This is a genomic window from Helicobacter pylori, from assembly GCA_008032955.1.
Taxonomy (GTDB): Bacteria; Campylobacterota; Campylobacteria; order Campylobacterales; family Helicobacteraceae; genus Helicobacter; species Helicobacter pylori_DC.
Genome location: CP032046.1, coordinates 1,358,592 through 1,379,574 on the forward strand (window position 1 = coordinate 1,358,592; position 20,983 = coordinate 1,379,574).

The following is a 20,983-nucleotide window of genomic DNA, read 5'->3' on the forward strand; positions in this document are numbered from 1 at the left end:
CTTGATTTTTAAAGTTAGGCTTAATCTTTTATGTTAAAATTCTAAGATTTTATATATTTTTTATATTTATCGTTAGGTTTTAGGTTTAAATCATGGGGAGGAATCAAGGAGCTTATTTGGATCCGTCTGAATCGATTTTGATGTTGATGGTTGCTTTTTTATTGGTGCTGTTGAACGCTTTTTTTGTGCTTTCAGAGTTTGCCCTTGTGAAAGTGCGTAAAACCCGCTTAGAAGAGCTGGTTAAAATCGGTAATTCCAACGCTAAACTCGCTTTAAAGATGAGTCAAAGACTAGACACTTATTTGAGCGCTACGCAGTTAGGCATCACCCTTTCTTCATTAGCTTTAGGCTGGGTGGGTGAGCCCGCTATCGCAAAATTGTTAGCCGCGCTGTTTGAGTCTATGGATTTGAGAGAAAATCCTATTTTTATCCATTCAATGAGCGTGGTCATAGCGTTTTTAAGCATCACTTTTTTGCATGTTGTGCTAGGCGAGATTGTGCCTAAATCTTTAGCGATCGCTAAATCTGAAAAAGCCGCTCTTTTTGCCGCGCGCCCTTTGCATGTGTTTTGGGTCGTGTTTTACCCGGTGGTGCGCCTGTTTGATGTGATTGCTCATTTCTTTTTAAAAAAAGTGGGCATCAATCCTAAAGAACATGATGGCACGCATTCTGAAGAAGAGTTAAAAATCATTGTGGGCGAGAGTTTGAGAGAGGGCATTATTGATTCGGTGGAGGGCGAAATCATTAAAAACGCGGTGGATTTTTCTGACACGAGCGCTAAAGAAATCATGACCCCACGAAAAGACATGGTGTGTTTGGACGAAGAAAACAGCTATGAAGAAAATATAGACATTGTTTTAAAAAGCCGCTTCACGCGCTACCCTTATTGTAAGGGGTCTAAGGATAACATTATCGGCATGGTGCATATTAGAGACTTGCTCTCTCGCTCTATTTTTACCCCCAAAATGCATGATTTCAATCAAATCGTTAGGAAAATGATCATCGTCCCTGAAAGCGCTTCCATTTCTCAAATCCTTATTAAAATGAAAAAAGAGCAAATCCATACCGCTTTGGTGATTGATGAATACGGCGGCACGGCCGGGTTGCTCACTATGGAAGACATTATTGAAGAGATCATGGGCGAGATTAGCGACGAATACGATTTGAAACAAGAGGGCGTGAACAAGCTTGAAGAGGGCGTGTTTGAATTAGAGGGCATGCTGGATTTAGAGAGCGTAGAAGAAGTGCTTCACATTGAATTTGACAAAGAATGCGAGCAGGTAACGCTTGGGGGCTATGTTTTCAGCTTGCTAGAGCGCATGCCTATGGAGGGGGATACAATCGTTTCGCATGGGTATTCTTTTGAAGTCTTAAGCGTGGATGGGGCCAGGATAAAACGCTTGAAAGCGGTTAAACAAGATCAGGGAGAAAATGAAGCATGAAAAAAACAACCCTCTTTGTATTGGGCTTATTATTGAATAGCTCTTTGAACGCTGTTGATGGAGTTTCTAAAACCGATCTTTCTTCTTTGAATTTGGCTGAAGACAGTGCGCCTTTGAACCATCCTGACGCTCAAAAGCTCTCTTTAAAAAACGCATGGGCTAGGGTATTGTCTAATCATGAAGGCTTGCATGCGCAAGAATACGCCATTAAAAGAGCGAGTAAAATGAAATTAGCGGCTAAGCTTTCTTTTTTGCCCCAAATTGATTTGAGTGCTTTTTACGTGTATCTCTCTAACCCTATTAAAATGGATTTTGCCAGCCAAAAACAACCGGGCGTGCAAAAAGCCACCAACCAGATCCATCAAGGCTTGCAAAACATCCAGCAAAATATCCCCCTCAAGTATTAACCCCTCAAATCCAAGCGGGCATGCAAGGGGTGATGCAAGGTTTTGGGGCTTTGAGCAGCACTTTAGAAGCCCCCTTATTGTTTTCTAAGCAAAATGTGGTGATTGGGGCTTTGAGCATTATTTATCCCCTTTATATGGGTGGGGCAAGATTCACGATGGTGCGCATTGCGGATTTGATGCAAAAAGACGCCAATGAAGTGTATCGTTTGAAAAAGCTTTCCACTTTTCAAGAGCTTGTGAGCGTGTATTATGGCATGGTGTTAAACGCAGAAGTGGCTGAAACTTTAGAGGAAGTAGAAAAAGGCCATTATAAGCATTTCCAAAACGCTTTAAAAATGCAAAAAGTAGGGCAAATCGCTAGGGTAGAAACCTTAGGCGCTCAAGTGGCTTATGATAAGGCCCATATCGCTAGCGTTAAGGCTAAAGATGTGTTAGAAGTTTCGCAGCTCTCGTTCAATTCCATTTTATCTAGCAAGGACGATCTAGCGCCTTCAAGCAAATTAGAGATCCACACCGAGAAAAATCTGCCCGATTTGAGCTTTTTTGTTGCTTCCACGCTCAATTCCTACCCGGCTTTAAAAACTTTAGAAAATCAGGTTCAAATCTCTAAAGAAAACACGAAACTACAGATCGCTAAATTCTTGCCCCAAGTGAGTTTTTTTGGCTCTTATCTCATGAAACAAAACGATTCGGTGTTTGAAGACATGATCCCTAATTGGTTTGTGGGCGTGGCCGGGCGTATGCCTATCCTTTCTCCCACAGGGCGTATCCAAAAATACCAAGCGAGCAAATTAGCGGAATTACAGGTCAATAGCGAACAAATCCAAGCTAAAAAAAACATGGAATTATTAGTGAATAAGACTTATAAAGAGACGCTTTCTTATTTGAAAGAATACAAAAGCTTGCTTTCTAGCGTGGAATTAGCCAAGGAAAATCTAAAACTCCAAGAGCAGGCTTTTTTACAAGGCTTAAGCACGAACGCTCAAGTCATTGATGCGAGGAACACGCTTTCTTCTATCATCGTGGAGCAAAAAAGCGTGGCTTATAAATACATCGTTTCATTAGCGAGTTTAATGGCGTTAAGCGATCATATTGATTTATTTTATGAATTTGTTTATTAAAGGAAAAAATCATGTCAAATAGCATGTTGGATAAAAATAAAGCGATTCTTACAGGGGGTGGGGCTTTATTATTAGGGCTAATCGTGCTTTTTTATTTAGCTTATCGTCCTAAGGCTGAAGTGTTGCAAGGGTTTTTGGAGGCCAGAGAATACAGCGTGAGCTCCAAAGTCCCTGGCCGCATTGAAAAGGTGTTTGTTAAAAAAGGCGATCACATTAAAAAGGGCGATTTAGTTTTTAGCATTTCTAGCCCTGAATTAGAAGCCAAGCTCGCTCAAGCTGAAGCCGGGCATAAAGCCGCTAAAGCGCTTAGCGATGAAGTGAAAAGAGGCTCAAGAGATGAAACGATCAATTCTGCGAGGGACGTTTGGCAAGCGGCAAAATCCCAAGCGAATTTGGCTAAGGAGACTTATAAGCGCGTTCAAGATTTGTATGACAATGGCGTGGCGAGTTTGCAAAAACGCGATGAAGCCTATGCGGCCTATGAAAGCACCAAATACAACGAGAGCGCGGCTTACCAAAAGTATAAAATGGCTTTAGGGGGGGCGAGTTCTGAAAGTAAGATTGCCGCTAAGGCTAAAGAGAGCGCGGCGCTAGGGCAAGTGAATGAAGTGGAATCCTACTTAAAAGATGTCAAAGCCCTAGCCCCTATTGATGGGGAAGTGAGTAACGTGCTTTTGAGCAGCGGTGAGCTTAGCCCTAAGGGCTTTCCTGTGGTGCTCATGATAGATTTAAAGGATAGTTGGTTAAAAATCAGCGTGCCTGAAAAGTATTTGAACGAGTTTAAAGTGGGTAAGGAATTTGAAGGCTATATCCCAGCGTTGAAAAGAAGCGCGAAATTCAGGGTCAAATATTTGAGTGTGATGGGGGATTTTGCGACTTGGAAAGCGACGAATAATTCCAACACTTATGACATGAAAAGCTATGAAGTGGAGGCCATACCCTTAGAAGAGTTGGAAAATTTTAGGGTAGGGATGAGCGTGTTAGTTACCATTAAACCTTAAAAAGGATTGTTTTGTTCAGATTGATAAGCGCATGGGTTTTACAAGACAAGTTCTTGTTTATCGTGTGTTTTATATTGCCTTTTTGTTTAGGGGTTTTAGGCACGCAAATCTTTAAACAAGAAATCCCAAGACAGCTCCCTATCGTGGTGGTGGATTTGGATAAGACCACGACAAGCCATCAAGTAGCGTTTGAATTAGGCGCAACGAGCGCGCTTCAAATCAAACACCAAGTGGCTAGCCTTTTAGAAGCCAAACGCTTTTTAAATTCCGCTGAAGCGTATGGGGCGTTAGTTTTGCCTAGAGATTTAGAGAAAAAAATCAAAATGGGGCGAAAAGTGGATTTACCCTTTTATTATAACGCTGAGTATGTTTTAGTGGGGAAAACGCTCAAAAACGCCTTTTTACAAACTGCTTTGACTTTAGACGCTAAAACCTTAGCCACCAAAGCTTTAGTGCGAGATTCCAATTTGATTTCGGCTAAAGCCCAAGCAATGCCTATTGTTTTGCAATTGCATGCCCTATACAATGAAGAAAACAATTACACGCAATACCTTTTAAGCGTGATGCTGCCTTGCATGTGGCTCATTTTTATTGCGATTGGCATGCTCAATTTCATTCAAAAAATCTCTAACATGCGAGAGCTTTTGATCAGTATTTTAGCGAATGCGTGTGTGTTTAGCTTTTGGGGGATGGGCATGGCGTTTTATTTTAATCTCATTGGCATGGAGGGGAATTATACGCATTTGTCATTGGTCTTTTTAGCGGTAGTCTTGATGACGCTCATTATGAGCGGGTTTGTGGTGCTAGTTTATGGCGTTTCAAAAAACGCTATTGAAACCGCTGGCGCGATTGGGGTCTATACCGCTCCAAGCTTTGCGTTTGCTGGGGTAACTTACCCGCAAAACAACATGGAAATTTTTGGGGATTTTTGGAGCCATTGCTTGCCCATTAGCCATTTTATGAGATTCTTTTTACAAGAGGCCTATTATAAGACGGATTTAACAGAATCTTTAAATTCTTTAATGCCCCTTTTGTTCTTTTTAATCTTTTTAGCCTTAGGGCTTTTGGTTTTTTATTTTTCTTTTAAAAAAGACAAGGCTAGTGCATGAATTTTTTTAAAATCCTTTTAATGGAGTTAAGAGCCATTGTTTCTCATAAGGGCGTTTTATTGATCCTTATAGGCGCTCCTTTAATCTATGGCTTGTTATACCCTTTGCCTTATTTGAAAGACATCGTAACGCAGCAAAAAATCGCCCTTGTAGATGAAGACAATTCCTTCCTTTCTAGGCAATTAGCCTTCATGGCGCAAAGCTCCAACGAGTTAGAAATCGCTTTCTTTAGCCCCTCTATGCTGGAAGCCAAAAAGCTTTTAAAAGAAGAAAAAATTTATGGGATCTTACACATCCCTTCGCATTTTGAAGCTAATATCCATAAACAAGTGCCTGTAACGATAGATTTTTATGCGAACGCCAATTACTTTTTGATTTATGGCGCGTTAGCGAATGCGGTGGTGGGGAGCATCAATGCTTTAAACGATGAAATCAGGTTCAAACGCAACGCCCAAATAGAAGAAGCTGAATTAGGGACAGACGGGATTAAAATCAGGCCTATCGCCTTGTATAACCCTAGTGAGGGGTATTTGAATTACGCGCTCTCTAGCGTGTTTATTTTCATCTTACACCAAGTGATGCTCATTGCAAGCAGCATGTTTACTAGCTCCAGGCGTTTGGAATTAGCCCTTTTAGACAAGAAACAAATCGCTTTAAGGCTGTGCGCAAGACTCTTGGTGTTCATGGGAGCGTTTAGCGTTTTTATTTTATGGTATTTTGGGGCGCTGTTTTCTTTTTATGGGATCGAACGGCATGGGAGCGCTTTAATGGTGTTTTTGAATAGCTTGATTTTCATGCTTGCGGCCTTGAGTTTGGGGTCGTTTTTAGGGGCATGGATTAAAAATGAAGCCCACACCACTCAAATCGTTTTAATTTCTTCTTTGCCCTTGATTTTTATGATGGGTTTTGTGTGGCCTTTTGAATCCTTGCCCTCTTATTTACAGGTTTTCGTTCAAATAGTGCCAGCTTATCATGGGATCAGTTTGCTCGGGCGGTTGAATCAAATGCATGCGGAATTTGTGGATGTTTCCATCCATTTTTACGCGCTTATTGCGATTTTTATCGTGAGTTTTATAGGGTGCGTGTTCAAACTCAGCTCTTTAAAGAAAGCTTGTGAAAACGCTTAAAAACCTTATCACCTCCAAGCACCAAACTAAAGCGTCTCGTTTTTTAGGGTATCTTATGCCTTTTGATGATTTTGAAAAAACCCTTTTGCAATTGAAAAAAGAGCATTTTAAAGCCGCGCATTTTGTAACGGCGTTCCGCTATTCTTTAGGGGGCAAAATCACGGAGGGTTTTAGCGATGATGGCGAGCCTAAAGGGAGTTCAGGCATGCCTGTGCTTAGCGTTTTAAGGCGAGAGGATTTGATCAATATAGGATTAGTGAGCGTGCGTTATTTTGGAGGCACGCTTTTAGGGGTGGGAGGCTTGATGAAAGCTTATGCTAAGAGCGCGTTATTGTGCGTAGAAAACGCTCAAAGAGAAAACGCTTTGAAGGATTTTGTGGAGTTAGAAACTTTAAGCGCTCATTATTCTTACAAAGAATTAGACGCTCTTCAGCGTGAAATTAAGAAATTTAGCTTACAATTAAACAAAAAGAATTTTTCAAACCAAAGCGTGGAAGTGGAAATCAGCGGTGCAAGAGACGATTTGCAAGCGTTTTTACAACAAAATAAGATAAATTAGGGAGAATGAATGGAATTTTTGAGCGGGTATTTTTTATGGATCAAGGCTTTCCATGTGATAGCGGTCATTTCGTGGATGGCGGCGTTATTTTATTTGCCGCGCCTTTTTGTCTATCATGCAGAAAATGTGCATAAAAAAGAGTTTGTAGGAGTGGTTCAAATCCAAGAAAAAAAGCTCTATTCCTTTATCGCTTCACCGGCTATGGGTTTTACGCTTATTACAGGGATTTTAATGTTGTTGATAGAGCCAACGCTTTTTAAAAGTGGGGGTTGGTTGCATGCTAAATTGGCTTTAGTGGCATTGCTTTTAGCCTATCATTTTTACTGCAAAAAATGCATGCGCGAGCTGGAAAAAGACCCTACAGGGAAAAACGCAAGGTTTTATCGTGTGTTTAATGAAATACCCACGATTTTAATGATCCTCATTGTGATCTTAGTGGTTGTCAAGCCTTTTTAAAGACCAATCATGAAAAAAGAAAATCGCCTCAAGCAAGAAAAAATCATCAACATGTTTGATGATATAGCCAGCTCTTACGATCAAGCCAACCGCTTGATGAGTTTTGGTTTAGACGTTAAATGGCGAGAAAGGGCTTGCGAGCATGCGTTTTTGTTTTTGGAAAACAAGAAAGCGTTAAGGCTTGTGGATGTGGCATGCGGGACAGGGGATATGCTTGTGGCTTGGCAAAAAAGCGCTCTCAATTGCGGTATAGAGTTTAAAGAATGTTTGGGGATTGACCCCTCTAATAACATGCTTGAATTGGCCATTAAAAAATGTGAAGAGCTTGAAAACAAAGCTTCTTTCATCCAAGCTCAAGCCAAAGATTTAAAGGGCGTTGAAAGTAACAGCGTGGATATCCTCTCCATTGCGTATGGCTTGCGTAATATCGTGGAAAGACAAGAGGCTTTAAAAGAGTTTTTTAGGGTGTTAAAACCCAGGGGCGTTTTAGTGATCTTAGAATTTTTAAAAAAGGATAACCCCACATGGTTGGATAAAATCTCAGGGTTTTACACGAATAAGGTTTTGCCTTTGGTGGGAGGGGCTATCAGTAAAAATTATGGCGCTTATTCTTATTTACCACAGTCCATTGAGGGGTTTTTGAGTTTGGAGGGTTTGAAACATGAATTAAAAAACGCAGGGTTTGAGATTGTAAGAACTGAAGATTCTATCGCTCAAATTTCAACGACCATGCTTGTTAAAAAAAGCTAAAGGAATGCCATGCAAGATGAATTATTTGAAACCGAAAAAGCCCCTCAAAAAAACGCTAAAAACGCTAAAAACGCCCCTAAAAAAAACTTTGAAGAGCATGTTCATTCTCTAGAGCAAGCCATAGATCGCTTGAATGATCCTAATTTGTCTTTAAAAGACGGGATGGATTTGTATAAAATGGCTATGCAAGAATTATTTTTGGCTCAAAAGCTTTTAGAAAACGCTTATTCAGAGTATGAAAAACTCCAAACGCCAGACAAAAAGGCTTAAAGCATGCGAGTGTTTGCTTTGCAATTAGAGTCTTTTGAAGAAAACCTCATGCAATCCCTATTCAACTCCATACCCAAGAAAAGCGTGGTGGTGTTGCCTGAATACGTGATCAACCCCTTTTTCCACCATAACATGGGATTGGATTTGAATGAGATTAACGCGCAGTCTGCGCGAGCGATTGGGTTTTTGTCGCAAAAATGCGAAGAATTAGATTTGATCGTTTCAGCCCCGGTGCTTTTAGAAGAAGATTCTAAAATCTATAAAAAAATCGCCCTCATTTCTAAAGAAAATATCCAGTATTACACGCAACAACGCCTAATCCCCTATCCTCACTGGGATGAAGAAAGCTTTTTTGACAATGAGAAAAGCGCTTTTAAAGAATTGTTAGTTTTTAAAAGAGACAGCTTAAGAATCGCCCCTTTGTTTGGCTTTGAAGCGCATTTTGATGAAATATGGGTTCAGGCTAAAAATCAGGGCGTGGATGTGGTGCTTTTAAGCAGCGTGGCCACTTTTGAATCCAATGAAAGGTGGCGGCTTTTGTGCCAGATGCGCGCTTTTTGCGCTTCTTGCGTGGTGGTTAGGGCTAATAGGATCGGGGCGTATCGCCAAATCCTTGTAGAAGGAGATCAAAAAAACGAATTTTTGTGGAAATTTTATGGGGATAGTTTTGTGGCCTTGCCTAATGGTGCTATTGAAGATTCTTTAGAGGGTAAAATGGGGGCTTTGAGCGCTCAAATAGATAAAAACGATATAGACGAATGGGCTAAATTGTGGCATTTTAGAACGATTAAAGAGGGTTGAATGATTGATAGAAAACTTTTATTGCAAGATTTTGACAAGGTGGCTCTTTCTTTAAAAAAGCGTAACCATGCGATGGACGATGAATTAGAGCGTTTGCGCGAAGCCATCACGCATTATAAAAAACAACTCATTGAATTAGAGGGCTTACAAGCCTTTCAAAACAAGGTTTCTAAAGAATTTGGTATTAAAATGGCTCAAAAAATGGGTACAAGCGATCTCAAAAAAGAGCTAGAAAACAATAAAATCAAACTGAATGAGCTTTCCAAAAGCGTGGGCGAAGCAGAACAAGAAATGGATTTAAAGCTTTCCATAATCCCTAATTTAGTGGATGAAAAAACCCCTTTAGGCGCGAATGAAGAAGACAACATAGAGATTAAAAAAATCTTAACCCCAAGAAATTTTACTTTCAAACCTAAAGAGCATTTTGAACTCGCTCAAAAAAACGGCTGGATTGATTTTGAAAGCGGCGTGAAACTTGCCAAAAGCCGTTTTTCGGTCATTAGGGGTTTTGGGGCGAAAATTTATCGCGCGCTCATTTATTTAATGCTGGATTTTAATGAAAAAAACGGCTTTGAAATCGTCTACACGCCGGCGTTAGTGAATGAAAAAATGCTTTTTGGGACCGGGCAATTACCCAAATTCAAAGAAGATGTTTTCAAAATAGAAAATGAAAATTTGTATCTGATCCCCACCGCTGAGGTAACGCTCACCAATTTATACAACGACACGATTATTAGCGTTGAAAACCTCCCCATTAAAATGACCGCGCACACGCCTTGTTTCAGGAGCGAAGCAGGGAGCGCGGGCAAGGATACAAGGGGGATGATAAGACAACACCAGTTTGATAAAGTAGAGCTAGTGGCTATCACGCACCCTAAAGAAAGCGATGCGATGCAAGAGTGCATGCTAGAGAGCGCGAGCGAAATTTTAAGGGCTTTGGAATTACCGCACCGGTTCGTGCAATTGTGCAGTGGGGATTTAGGCTTTAGCGCGAGCAACACGATAGACATTGAAGTGTGGCTGCCTGGGCAAAATTGTTACAGAGAAATCAGCTCCGTGTCTAACACGAGGGATTTTCAAGCTAGGCGCGCTAAAATCCGCTTCAAAGAGAATCAAAAAAACCAATTAGCGCACACCTTAAACGGATCTTCTTTAGCGGTAGGCAGGACGATGGTCGCTTTAATGGAAAACCACCAGCAAGCGGATGGGAGCATCCATATTCCTAAGGCGTTAGAAAAATACCTTTAAGGCTAGTTTGTGCTGAATGAAGAGCAAAATTCATTAGAAGAAAAAGGGGGCGAAAACAAAAACGAAAAAGAAACCCCCCTAAAGGGCATTCATTCTAAAATCCCCTCTTTGAAGCAGGCTTTGGAGCAGACGATTAATAAAATCAAAAGTTCTAAAGAGTTTTTTAAACAGATTTTACACAATAAAAAAAAGCTTTATATCGCGCTTGGAATATTGCTTTCACTCATCGCGCTCATTGTGGCTTTGAGTTTGTTACTAGGGCATAAAAAAGAAAATAAACAAACTTCTTTACAAACTAATACCGCCACCACCAATGACGAAACGCCTAATAACACCAACAACGCTAACAACGCGCAAGCCGAGGGACAAATAGAGAATTTAGACTTACCCGATCTAATCGGCAAGGACTCCCTCAAACGAAGCGATGAAAATCAAGTGGATGCGATCATGAAAAAAGCGAGCCTTTTGTATGAGCAAGGGCAAAAAGATGAAGCCTTACACCTGTTTGACAAAGCCGCTTCTTTTTCGCAAGGGATTGCGAGCCATAATTTAGGGGTGATTAAGTTTAAAGAAAAGGATTTTAATGGGGCGTTGGATTTGTTTGATTCTAGCATCGCTTCTAAAGAAAACGCGAGCGTGAGCGCGATTGATGCGTTAGTGAGCGCTTATCATTTGCAAGATGAGGATTTGTATTATCATTATCTAAAAATTGTGAGAGACACTTTGTATAAAGACTATAAAAAGTCTTTTTATTCCTACGCTTACGCGCTCAAATCCTATTACGCTGGAGAGTATTTTGAAGCCCTTTCGCCTTTAATGCACCCTAATTCCAACGCTTTTTTAAAGCCTAACGCGCGCTTGGCGTCTAAATTGTTTTTGATGTTTAAAGATGAAACGAACGCTTACAAGCAATTACAAAAAAGTGCGAACGCCCAAGATGAGCTCGCTTTAGGGCTTTTGCAGGCCCGTTTGGGCCATTACAAGCAGGCTTTGGAGCATTTGCAGCATTATTTGCACAACTACCCTAAAGATTTAAACGCTTTAATGGCTTTGGAATTGGTGAGTTTGAAAAAAGGCGACACCCTTAAAGCGAGCGAAGCCTTAAAATTAGCCAGCCACACCAAAGAAGACACGCTATTAGCCAACTCTTTTTACCCCATCAAGCCCACTATAAACCCTGTTTTTTTAGACAAAGAAAGAGCCAAAGAGCGTTTTTGGAACACGCAATATTTTGAAGGCAAAAGGGATTTTATCTACCGCTTGCTCTTTTATTACGCTCCTTTTAAGGTTTTAGACTCTAAAGAAACCTTAGGCGTGATTGAAGAGGGGCTGTTTCTTTTGGATTCTGATACGCAAAAGGATTTAGAGGGGGCAAGCCTTGCTTTTAAAAGGGGGCGTTTGATGGCGATAGCGGATAAAAACGCGCTCAAAGGGTTGAAAGCGTTAGAAAACAAGCGCTTAAAAAAAGCCCTTTCTTTTTTTGATTTGTCTTTAAAAAATAGCCCCAATAACGCGCTTTTGCATTATAATGTGGGTTTGATTTATGCGCAATTGGAAAATTACCACAAAGCTTATTTCCATTTTTTAAGGGCTTTCCATTTGAATTCTGCGGATTATTTGAGTGCGGTTTTTGCGATTCTAGCCTCGCATTTCACCCACGAAGACACCACGGAGTTTTTAAGAGAAATCACCGAGAATTTTTATAGTCATGATTTTTCTAGCCCCACGCAAAAAGCCTTACTCTCTTCGCTCATCGCTTATTTGAATTACCGCACCAATTGGGATATGGATTGGCTTAAAAACGCCCCTAAAAAACTCCCCTTTTATTACGCGCTAGAAGCGGCGTTCGCTAAAGAGAGCAAGGATAAAAAATTGATGGTGCAAGCTTTTGGGAATTTAAAAAAAATGCTCCCTAAAGATCTCATCTCTAATATCTTTTATGAAATCGTTTCGTATTATGATGCGAGCATCCGGCACACTTTAAGCATTTACACCCTTTTAGATTCGCGTAAAATCAGCTGGGATCAAACCATGCAAGGACCCATTTTAGGGCGTCATTTCTACGCTTACATGGGATTTATGGTCAATGATTTAGATCATCAAGAAAGATTACTAGAGCAAAAAATCGCCAGTTTAGAAGAGGGCGAATCCCCTAACGATTGGTTGGAAAATTTAGCGTTAGTGAGTTTGTTTCAAGGCCAGTATGAAAAAGCGAGTGCGTTGTATCAAAACTTAATTAGCGATCTTAAGGATAATGAAGTGCGCTTAAAAATCCTAGCGGGTTTGACTTATATCGCGCAGAATAATTACAATAACGCCGCTTTATGGCTAGAGCTTGGGAAATTAGACGATCCGAATAATGAAAATATCCGTTACGCTTTAGGGTTGTTGTATCAAAGAAAGGGGGACTTGAAATCAGCGCTAAACCATTTTTTAGCCATTAAAACCTCTGATTTTTCGTCGCCTTATTTTGATTTTGAAATTGACACCAACCTTTTAAAAGAGCGTTTGAACCAAGAAAAAGAAGGCGAGTTTTTAGAATAATGGGTTTTGAAAAAAGCATTTTAGACAATTTGAACGAAGCGCAAAAAATCGCCGCATGCCACATTCAAGGGCCTTTATTGATTTTAGCGGGAGCTGGGAGCGGTAAGACTAAGACTTTAACGAGCCGTTTAGCGTATTTGATTGGCGCTTGTGGCGTGCCTAGCGAGAACACTTTAACGCTCACTTTCACCAATAAAGCGAGTAAGGAAATGCAAGAAAGGGCTTTGAAATTGTTGAAAAACCAAACTCTTATCCCTCCCTTGCTTTGCACTTTCCATCGTTTTGGTTTGCTGTTTTTAAGGCAGCACATGGGCCTTTTAAAAAGAGCGTGCGATTTTTCGGTGTTAGATAGCGATGAAGTAAAAACGCTGTGCAAACAGCTCAAAATTTCAAGCTTTAGAGCCAGTATTTCTCAAATCAAAAACGGCATGATGGATTTGAGCATGCAAGATAGCGAATGTCATAAAGCGTATGAGCTTTATCAAAACGCGCTCAAAAAAGACAATTTAGTGGATTTTGACGATTTGCTTTGTTTAAGCCTTAAGATTTTACAAGATAATGAAAAACTCGCTAAAGAGATTAGCGAACGCTACCATTACATCATGGTAGATGAGTATCAAGACACGAACGCCTTACAATTGGAATTTTTAAAACAATTGAGTTGCACGCACCATAATTTGTGCGTGGTGGGCGATGACGATCAGAGCATTTATGGGTTTAGGGGGGCTGATATTTCTAATATTTTAAATTTTTCCAAGCATTTTAAAGGGGCTAAAATAGTGAAATTAGAGACCAACTACCGCTCCAGCGCTGAAATCTTAGCGTGCGCCAATTCCCTCATCAGCCATAACCAACACCGCCACATTAAAACGCTTCAAAGTTTCAAAGGCTCGCATAAAAGCGTGGTTTGTAAGGAATATTTAACGCAAAAAGAAGAGAGCCTGGATGTGGCTTATCAAATCAAAGCCCTTTTAAAGAAGGGCGAGAATTTAGAAAATATCGCTATTTTGTACCGCCTAAACGGGCTTAGTCGCAGCATTGAAGAGAGCTTGAACGCTTTGAATATCCCTTATAGGCTCATTGGGGCGCTGAGTTTTTATGAAAGAGCCGAGGTTAAAGACGCTTTGGCGTTCATGCATGTGGTGGCGAAAAAAGACGATCGCTTTTTTATTAGGCGCGTTTTAAACAAGCCCCCAAGAGGTCTTGGCAAGATCACTCAAGAATGGATTTTTTCTCTTTTAGATGAAGAGGATTTGAATTTAGAAGAAGCGCTAAAACTTGGGGCGTTTAAAGACAAACTAAACTCTAAAAACGAATACGCTTTAAAGAAATTCATGACTATGATAGGGCGTTTGAGGGAGGCTTTTGAAATTTCAGTGGAGGAGTTTTGCGAGCGGTTTTTAGAAGAGACTAATCTTTTAAAAAGCTATGAAAAAGAAGACAATTACGAAGAAAGGGAGGGCTTTGTCAAAGAGCTTTTAACCTTGCTAAAAGAGCATTTTAAAACTAACCCCACGCATTCTTTACTGGATTTTTTGAATGAAAGCGTGTTAGATGTCCATAATACAGAAAACGCGCAAAAAGTGAGTTGCATGAGCGTGCATATGAGTAAGGGGTTAGAGTTTAAGCATGTGTTTGTGATCGGGTTAGAAGAAGGGTTTTTCCCGCATAGGGGGTTCAATCAAGAAAGCGATTTAGAAGAAGAAAGGCGCTTGGCTTACGTAGCGATCACTAGGGCTAAAGAAGGATTGCAGCTCTCTTATGTTCAAGAGCGTTCGTATTTTGGGAGGAAAATTTCTTGCTCGCCCTCTGTGTTTTTAGAAGAAGCCCAGTTGCTTAAAAGCGATCAAACCCCTAAACAAAATCACCAAAAAAACACGCCCATTAAAGTGGGGGATTTGATCAAGCATAAGATTTTTGGCACCGGTAGGGTTTTAGGCGTGGAAAAGGGCTTGAGCGGTTTGTGCTTGAAAATCAATTGCGGAGGGAATGTCTATGATAAAATCTCAGAAAAATTTGTAGAAAAAGTGGATAACGGGTTTTGAAAATTTTAATCCTTTTTTTTATCTGTTTAAACGCGCTATTCGCCCTGGATTCAAACGCGCTTAAAACAGGGATTAAAGAAATTTACCTCAAAGAATACAAAGACTTAAAATTAGAAATTAAAACCATTAACTTAGAAATCCCAGAGCGTTTTTCTCACGCTTCCATTTTAAGCTATGAATTGAGTGCTTCTAATAAGCTTAAAAAAGATGGGGTCGTGTTTTTAAGATTGGAAAATGAGCCTAATTTACGCCTACCGGTGCGTTATAGCGTGGTAGGTAGCATGCAGGCTTTTAAAAGCATAAGTGCGATTAAAAAAGATGAGAACATCACCGCCAACAACACTCAAAAAGAACGCATTCCTTTTGGCGTGCTTTCTAACCCCTTATTAGAGGGCGCGATTGATAGAGTGAGCGCGAAACATTTTATCCCCCCTGACACGCTTTTAAGCATGGATAAAACCCAAGCTTTAATCATCGTGCGTAAAAACGACATTATCACCGGGGTGTATGAAGAGGGGCAAATCAGCATAGAAATAAGCCTAAAAGCCCTAGAAAATGGCGCACTTAATCAAATCATTCAAGCGAAAAATTTAGAAAGCAATAAAATACTCAAAGCAAAAGTGTTGAGCAGCTCTAAAGCGCAAATCTTATAAAGGATATTCATGAAATTGGTTTTAGGCATCAGCGGGGCGAGCGGGATACCCCTAGCCTTGCGGTTTTTAGAAAAATTACCTAAAGAAATTGAAGTTTTTGTCGTGGCGTCTAAAAACGCGCATGTCGTGGCGTTAGAAGAATCGAATATTAACCTTAAAAACGCCATGAAAGATTTACGGCCTGGCGCGACTTTTTTTAACGAGCAAGACATTCATGCGAGCATCGCTTCAGGGAGTTATGGTATCCATAAAATGGCGATCATTCCAGCGAGCATGGACATGGTGGCTAAAATCGCGCATGGCTTTGGGGGGATTTGATCTCTAGGAGCGCGTCTGTGATGCTTAAAGAAAAGCGCCCCTTACTCATTGCCCCTAGAGAAATGCCTTTAAGTGCTATTATGTTGGAAAATTTGCTCAAACTCGCCCATTCTAATGCGATCATTGCGCCGCCGATGATGACTTATTACACCCAGAGCAAGACTTTAGAAGCGATGCAAGATTTTTTAGTGGGGAAGTGGTTTGACAGCCTAGGGATAGAAAATGACTTATACCCACGATGGGGAATGAACTGATGCAAAAAATCGGCATTTACCCGGGCACTTTTGATCCGGTCACTAACGGGCATATAGACATTATCCACCGCTCTAGCGAATTGTTTGAAAAGCTCATTGTCGCTGTGGCGCATTCAAGCGCTAAAAACCCCATGTTCAGTTTAAAAGAGCGCTTAAAAATGATGCAACTCGCCACTAAAAGTTTTAAAAATGTAGAATGCGTGGCGTTTGAAGGGCTATTAGCCAATCTGGCTAAAGAATACCATTGTAAGGTGTTAGTTAGGGGCTTAAGGGTGGTGAGCGATTTTGAATACGAATTGCAAATGGGCTATGCGAACAAATCCTTAAACCACGAATTAGAGACCTTGTATTTCATGCCCACTTTACAAAACGCTTTCATCAGCTCTTCTATCGTGCGATCCATTATCGCGCATAAGGGCGATGCGAGCCATTTAGTGCCTAAAGAAATTTATCCTTTGATTTCAAAGGTTTAAAATGTATGTGGCGTTAGAAGGCGTTGATGGCGCGGGCAAAAGCACTCAAGTAGAACTATTAAAAACCAGGTTTAAAAACGCCCTTTTTACCAAAGAGCCAGGGGGGACAAAAATGGGCGAGAGTTTAAGGCGTATCGCTTTGAATGAAAATATCAGCGAATTAGCCCGAGCGTTTTTGTTTTTAAGCGATAGGGCTGAGCATGCAGAAAGCGTGATAAAACCGGCATTGAAAGAAAAAAGACTCATCATTAGCGACAGGAGTTTGATTTCTGGCATGGCTTATAGCGAATTTTCAAGCTTAGAATTAAACCTACTTGCCACTCAAAGCGTCTTGCCTGAAAAAATCATTCTTTTAGTGATAGACAAAGAGGGCTTAAAACAGCGCTTAAGCCTTAAAAGTTTAGACAAAATAGAAAACCAAGGCATAGAAAAATTACTCACCATCCAGCAAAAGCTCAAAACTCACGCTTACGCGTTAAGAGAAAAATTCGGGTGCGAAGTTTTGGAACTGAACGCCAAAGAAAGCGTTAAAAACTTACACGAAAAAATCGCCGCCTTTATAAAATGCGTTGTTTAACCTGTTTGAAGCTTTCTTTTAAGCTCCTTTGCCCAAATTGCTTAAACGATTTGCCTTTAAGCTTAAGAGTAAGGGTTTTAGAGGGCGTGAGCGTGTATAGTTTTTACGCTTATAGCGAAATAGAAGAACTCATTAAAAGCAAATACGCGCTGATTGGCTCTCGCATTTTGCCCTTGCTTTCTCAAAAAGCCGGTGCGGAATTTGTAAGGATTTTACAAGAAAAAGGCTTAAACACCCCCCTTTATGGCATTGCTATTGATGATAAAATCAAATCCTTTTACTCGCATTCAGCCGCGCTTTTAAAAGGCTTTTGTCAAGGGAATTTAAAAGCCACTTACGGGCGTTTAAGGGCTAATAATGCTGTTTCGTATGCCGGGAAAAGCTTAGAATTTCGCGCCAATAACCCACGGAATTTCACCTTTAAAGGCGATAAAAATTTAGATTATTTTTTACTAGATGACATTATCACCACCGGCACCACCCTAAAAGAAGCCCTAAAACACCTTAAAACCCTAAACATTAAAGCGCACTTTGCGATCGCGCTTTGCAGCGCGGATGAATGAGTTATAATTTTGTTTTTTTAAAAAGGATAAAACCATGCAAGCTTTTCGGTTAGAAGATGATGTTGATGACTATGTCAAAAAAGAATTGATTAATTTAGGGCTTGTGAAAAATAAGGATTTTAATGTTAAAAGCCAAATGAGTCCTAGCCTTAAAAACGCCCTTTTGAATGCGAGTAAAACTAAAGATAAAACTTCTTATGGCGAGCCAGATTTTAGCTTAGAAAAATACACGCACCCTAAAAATAAAGAGAGCGTTATCCCTGTAATTATAGAAAACAAACTCTACGCTAAAAATTTAAAAAAGCTCAAAAACGACACGCTTGCAAACGATGACAATTCCATTTCAAAATTCGCCGTGAATGGGGCTTTACACTACGCTCAAAACATCTTAAGAAACAAAGAAAAATATAAAGAATGCATCGCCATAGGCATCGCCGGCGATGATGAAGAAAACCTTTTTATAGAAGTGTATTATGTTTTTGCGAGCGGGATCAATTCGCACAAGCTCACTAATACAAAAAACTTGCATTTTTTAGAAAATCAAGAATCGTTTAACGCTTTTTATAAAGAATGCACGCTCACTGAAGAAGAAAAGCATCTCATCTTAATCAAAACCAAAGCCGAGTTGAACGAAACCGCTAAAAAACTCAACCGCCTGATGCATAACCACAACATCACCGCGCCTCAGCGCGTGCTATACGTGAGCGGCATGCTTTTGTCCATGCAAGAAATTAAGGGCAAAAAAGGGGGCTTAAAACCAAGCGATTTAAAAGGCGAATTGACTGATACTAGTCGTGATGGCGTTTTAGTGTTTAACCAAATCAGCGAATTTTTAAAAACCAAAAACTTGAGCGAAGAAAAACGAGATCTCATGCTCGCCAGTTTTAAAGAAATCAGAAAAGATCCGCAGCGCGATAAAATAACGAGCTTGGATAAAGCCATCAGCATGCTTTTAGAAAAAGATTCAAGTATCACTAAGCAAATTTTTACCTTTCTTTATGAATTTGTCCATAAGCCCATTAATGAAAGCGACAATACCGGTCATTTAGACATCATGGGCGAACTTTATAGCGAATTTTTAAAATACGCTTTAGGGGATGGTAAGGAATTAGGCATTGTTTTAACCCCGCCTTATGTAACTAAAATGATGAGCGAACTTTTAGGGGTTAATGCGAAATCCTTTGTGATGGATTTAGCCGCAGGGAGCGCCGGCTTTTTAATTTCTTCTATGGTGCTAATGATTGAAGACATTGAAAAAACCTATGGTAAAAACACCACTAAAGCGAACGAAAAAATCAAAGGCGCAAAAACCACGCAGCTTTTAGGCGTGGAGCTTAATGCTGAAATGTTTTCGCTAGCCACCACTAACATGATTTTAAGAGGCGATGGATCAAGCCTAATCATCAAAGGCAACACTTTTGAAACCAATAAAAAGATTTATGAAGATTTTAAACCCAATATCCTTTTATTAAACCCTCCTTTTAGCTACGAAGAAAACGGCATGCCTTTTATCAAGTTTGGGTTAGAGCATATGCAAAAGGGCGGTTTAGGTGCGATCATTATCCAAGATAGCACAGGGAGCGGGCAAGCGTTAAAATCCAATGTTGAAATTTTAAAAAAACATCGCTTTTAGCGAGTATTAAAATGCCTACCGATTTATTCATGCCTCAAGCCGGGGTGCAAACAAGCGTTTATATTTTTAAAGCTCATGAGCCACACGATTATGAAAAGCCCGTTAAATTCATAGACTTTAGAAACGACGGCTTCAAACGCACCAAAAGAGGCTTAAATGAAACCTCTAACCCCACCAAACGCTACGAAGAAATCATTAAAATTTACAAAGCCGGCTTAAACGCTAAAGTTTCTAAAGAGCTGTGGGGCGCTTTAGAAACAATCTATATTGAAGATTTTATCGCTAAGCCGCATGAAAACAAGCATGCTAAAGACTTTAATTTTGAAGCCCATCAAAAGAATGAGGCTAAACCCGAATTGGAGGATTTTAAAAGAACGATAGCCGATTACCTTTCTTATGAAGTGGGCTTGATTTTAAAAAACCAAACGCCCCCAAAGTGATTGGCCCCCTTAGTAGCCAACTCAACGCTATTAAGTGGGGCGAGTTCAAATTAGGGGATTTGTTTGAAGCGAGTAACGGCGATTTTGACATTCAAAAACGCCACATCAATCATAAGGGCGAATTTGTCATCACTGCAGGGCTTAGCAATAATGGCGTTTTAGGGCAAAGCGATATAAAAGCAAAAGTTTTTGAAAGCCATACCATTACTATTGACATGTTTGGTTGCGCGTTTTATCGCAGTTTCCCTTATAAAATGGTAACACACGCTAGGGTATTTTCTCTCAAACCTAAATTTGAAATCAACCATAAAATCGGCTTGTTTTTATCCACGCTATTTTTTGATTACCCTAAAAAATTCGGCTATGAAAACATGTGTTCATGGGCAAAAATTAAAAACGATAAAGTCATTCTACCCCTAAAACCCACCGCTAACGCTCAAACCCTTGATGGTATAGATTTTCATTTCATGGAAAAATTCATAGCCGAACTTGAGCAGTGTCGGCTCGCCGAACTTGAGGCTTATTTAAAAGCTACAGGGCTAGAAAACACCACCCTTTCTGACGATGAAGAAAACGCCCTTAACCTTTTCAAATGCGGCTTAACATGGCAAAGCTTCAAATTAGGGGATTTGTTTGAAGCGAGTAACGGCGATTTTGACATTCAAAAACGCCACATCAATCATAAGGGCGAATTTGTCATCACTGCAGGGCTTAGCAATAATGGCGTTTTAGGGCAAAGCGATATAAAAGCAAAAGTTTTTGAAAGCCATACCATTACTATTGACATGTTTGGTTGCGCGTTTTATCGCAGTTTCCCTTATAAAATGGTAACACACGCTAGGGTATTTTCTCTCAAACCTAAATTTGAAATCAACCATAAAATCGGCTTGTTTTTATCCACGCTATTTTTTGATTACCCTAAAAAATTCGGCTATGAAAACATGTGTTCATGGGCAAAAATTAAAAACGATAAAGTCATTCTACCCCTAAAACCCACCGCTAACGCTCAAACCCTTGAGGATATTGATTTTGATTTCATGAGCACTCTAATCAACGCCCTAATGAAACAAACCATTCAAGGCGTGGTTCAATACTGCGACGCTAAAATCCAGGCCGCAAAAGAAGTTATCAGCCAAGAAACACCCGTTCAAAAAGACTCGTTATTTTGAAAGGGGTTTTAAGCGCTCTCGCT

The 20,983-nt window shown here is 40.2% G+C and carries 17 protein-coding genes and 3 pseudogenes; all 20 read left to right on the forward strand.

The window, feature by feature from the left end:
* Positions 1-92 precede the first annotated feature (92 nt).
* The 20 genes and pseudogenes from D2C72_06660 to D2C72_06755 all read left to right on the forward strand — a co-directional run bounded on the left by D2C72_06660 (position 93) and on the right by D2C72_06755 (position 20,960).
* The gene (locus D2C72_06660; protein QEF43927.1) at positions 93-1,442 is read left to right on the forward strand and encodes an HlyC/CorC family transporter; all 1,350 of its coding nucleotides are present in this window, start codon (positions 93-95) and stop codon (positions 1,440-1,442) included.
* A pseudogene (locus D2C72_06665) lies at positions 1,439-2,970 on the forward strand (TolC family protein). Before D2C72_06660 ends, D2C72_06665 begins: the two are co-directional and overlap by 4 nt.
* An 11-nt stretch (positions 2,971-2,981) precedes the next feature.
* Complete coding sequence (locus D2C72_06670) at positions 2,982-3,971, forward strand: biotin/lipoyl-binding protein (protein QEF43928.1); 990 nt, start codon at positions 2,982-2,984, stop codon at positions 3,969-3,971.
* 11 nt (positions 3,972-3,982) lie between these two features.
* On the forward strand, positions 3,983-5,080 hold the full coding sequence (locus D2C72_06675) for an ABC transporter permease (protein ID QEF43929.1): 1,098 nt from the start codon (positions 3,983-3,985) through the stop codon (positions 5,078-5,080).
* Positions 5,077-6,207 carry an ABC transporter permease gene (locus D2C72_06680; protein QEF43930.1) on the forward strand — a complete coding sequence of 377 codons (1,131 nt, stop codon included), beginning with the start codon at positions 5,077-5,079 and terminating at the stop codon, positions 6,205-6,207. The genes D2C72_06675 and D2C72_06680 overlap by 4 nt, the downstream gene beginning before the upstream one ends.
* Positions 6,194-6,766, forward strand: coding sequence for a YigZ family protein (locus D2C72_06685; GenBank protein ID QEF43931.1), 573 nt, complete (start codon positions 6,194-6,196; stop codon positions 6,764-6,766). The genes D2C72_06680 and D2C72_06685 overlap by 14 nt, the downstream gene beginning before the upstream one ends.
* 9 nt (positions 6,767-6,775) lie before the next feature.
* Entirely contained in the window at positions 6,776-7,222 is a 447-nt protein-coding gene (hemJ, locus tag D2C72_06690) for a protoporphyrinogen oxidase HemJ (GenBank protein QEF43932.1), read from the forward strand.
* A 9-nt stretch (positions 7,223-7,231) separates the two neighbouring features.
* Positions 7,232-7,972: a bifunctional demethylmenaquinone methyltransferase/2-methoxy-6-polyprenyl-1,4-benzoquinol methylase UbiE gene (gene ubiE, locus D2C72_06695; GenBank protein ID QEF43933.1), complete on the forward strand. Its 741-nt coding sequence runs from the start codon at positions 7,232-7,234 to the stop codon at positions 7,970-7,972.
* 9 nt (positions 7,973-7,981) lie between these two features.
* Complete coding sequence (locus tag D2C72_06700) at positions 7,982-8,242, forward strand: exodeoxyribonuclease VII small subunit (protein ID QEF43934.1); 261 nt, start codon at positions 7,982-7,984, stop codon at positions 8,240-8,242.
* A 3-nt stretch (positions 8,243-8,245) separates the two neighbouring features.
* Positions 8,246-9,043, forward strand: coding sequence for a carbon-nitrogen hydrolase family protein (locus D2C72_06705; protein ID QEF43935.1), 798 nt, complete (start codon positions 8,246-8,248; stop codon positions 9,041-9,043).
* Positions 9,044-10,291 (forward strand): serine--tRNA ligase, encoded by a 1,248-nt coding sequence (gene serS / locus D2C72_06710; GenBank protein QEF43936.1) that lies wholly within the window; start codon positions 9,044-9,046, stop codon positions 10,289-10,291.
* Between the two features lie 9 nt (positions 10,292-10,300).
* Positions 10,301-12,835 (forward strand): anaphase-promoting protein, encoded by a 2,535-nt coding sequence (locus tag D2C72_06715; protein QEF43937.1) that lies wholly within the window; start codon positions 10,301-10,303, stop codon positions 12,833-12,835.
* Entirely contained in the window at positions 12,832-14,880 is a 2,049-nt protein-coding gene (locus D2C72_06720; GenBank protein ID QEF43938.1) for an ATP-dependent helicase, read from the forward strand. The genes D2C72_06715 and D2C72_06720 overlap by 4 nt, the downstream gene beginning before the upstream one ends.
* A complete protein-coding gene (flgA, locus tag D2C72_06725) occupies positions 14,877-15,533 on the forward strand; it encodes a flagella basal body P-ring formation protein FlgA (protein QEF43939.1) in 657 nt (218 codons plus the stop codon). Before D2C72_06720 ends, flgA begins: the two co-directional genes overlap by 4 nt.
* A gap of 9 nt (positions 15,534-15,542) precedes the next feature.
* Positions 15,543-16,105, forward strand: a pseudogene (locus D2C72_06730) (UbiX family flavin prenyltransferase).
* On the forward strand, positions 16,105-16,578 hold the full coding sequence (locus tag D2C72_06735) for a pantetheine-phosphate adenylyltransferase (protein ID QEF43940.1): 474 nt from the start codon (positions 16,105-16,107) through the stop codon (positions 16,576-16,578). Before D2C72_06730 ends, D2C72_06735 begins: the two are co-directional and overlap by 1 nt.
* A 1-nt stretch (position 16,579) precedes the next feature.
* Positions 16,580-17,155, forward strand: a complete 576-nt coding sequence (locus D2C72_06740) for a dTMP kinase (GenBank protein ID QEF43941.1) — start codon at positions 16,580-16,582, stop codon at positions 17,153-17,155.
* Entirely contained in the window at positions 17,143-17,718 is a 576-nt protein-coding gene (locus D2C72_06745; protein QEF43942.1) for a ComF family protein, read from the forward strand. The genes D2C72_06740 and D2C72_06745 overlap by 13 nt, the downstream gene beginning before the upstream one ends.
* Before the next feature lie 34 nt (positions 17,719-17,752).
* Positions 17,753-19,791, forward strand: a pseudogene (locus D2C72_06750) (SAM-dependent DNA methyltransferase).
* Entirely contained in the window at positions 19,788-20,960 is a 1,173-nt protein-coding gene (locus tag D2C72_06755) for a type II restriction endonuclease (protein ID QEF43943.1), read from the forward strand. The pseudogene D2C72_06750 and the gene D2C72_06755 overlap by 4 nt, the downstream one beginning before the upstream one ends.
* Positions 20,961-20,983 lie beyond the last annotated feature (23 nt).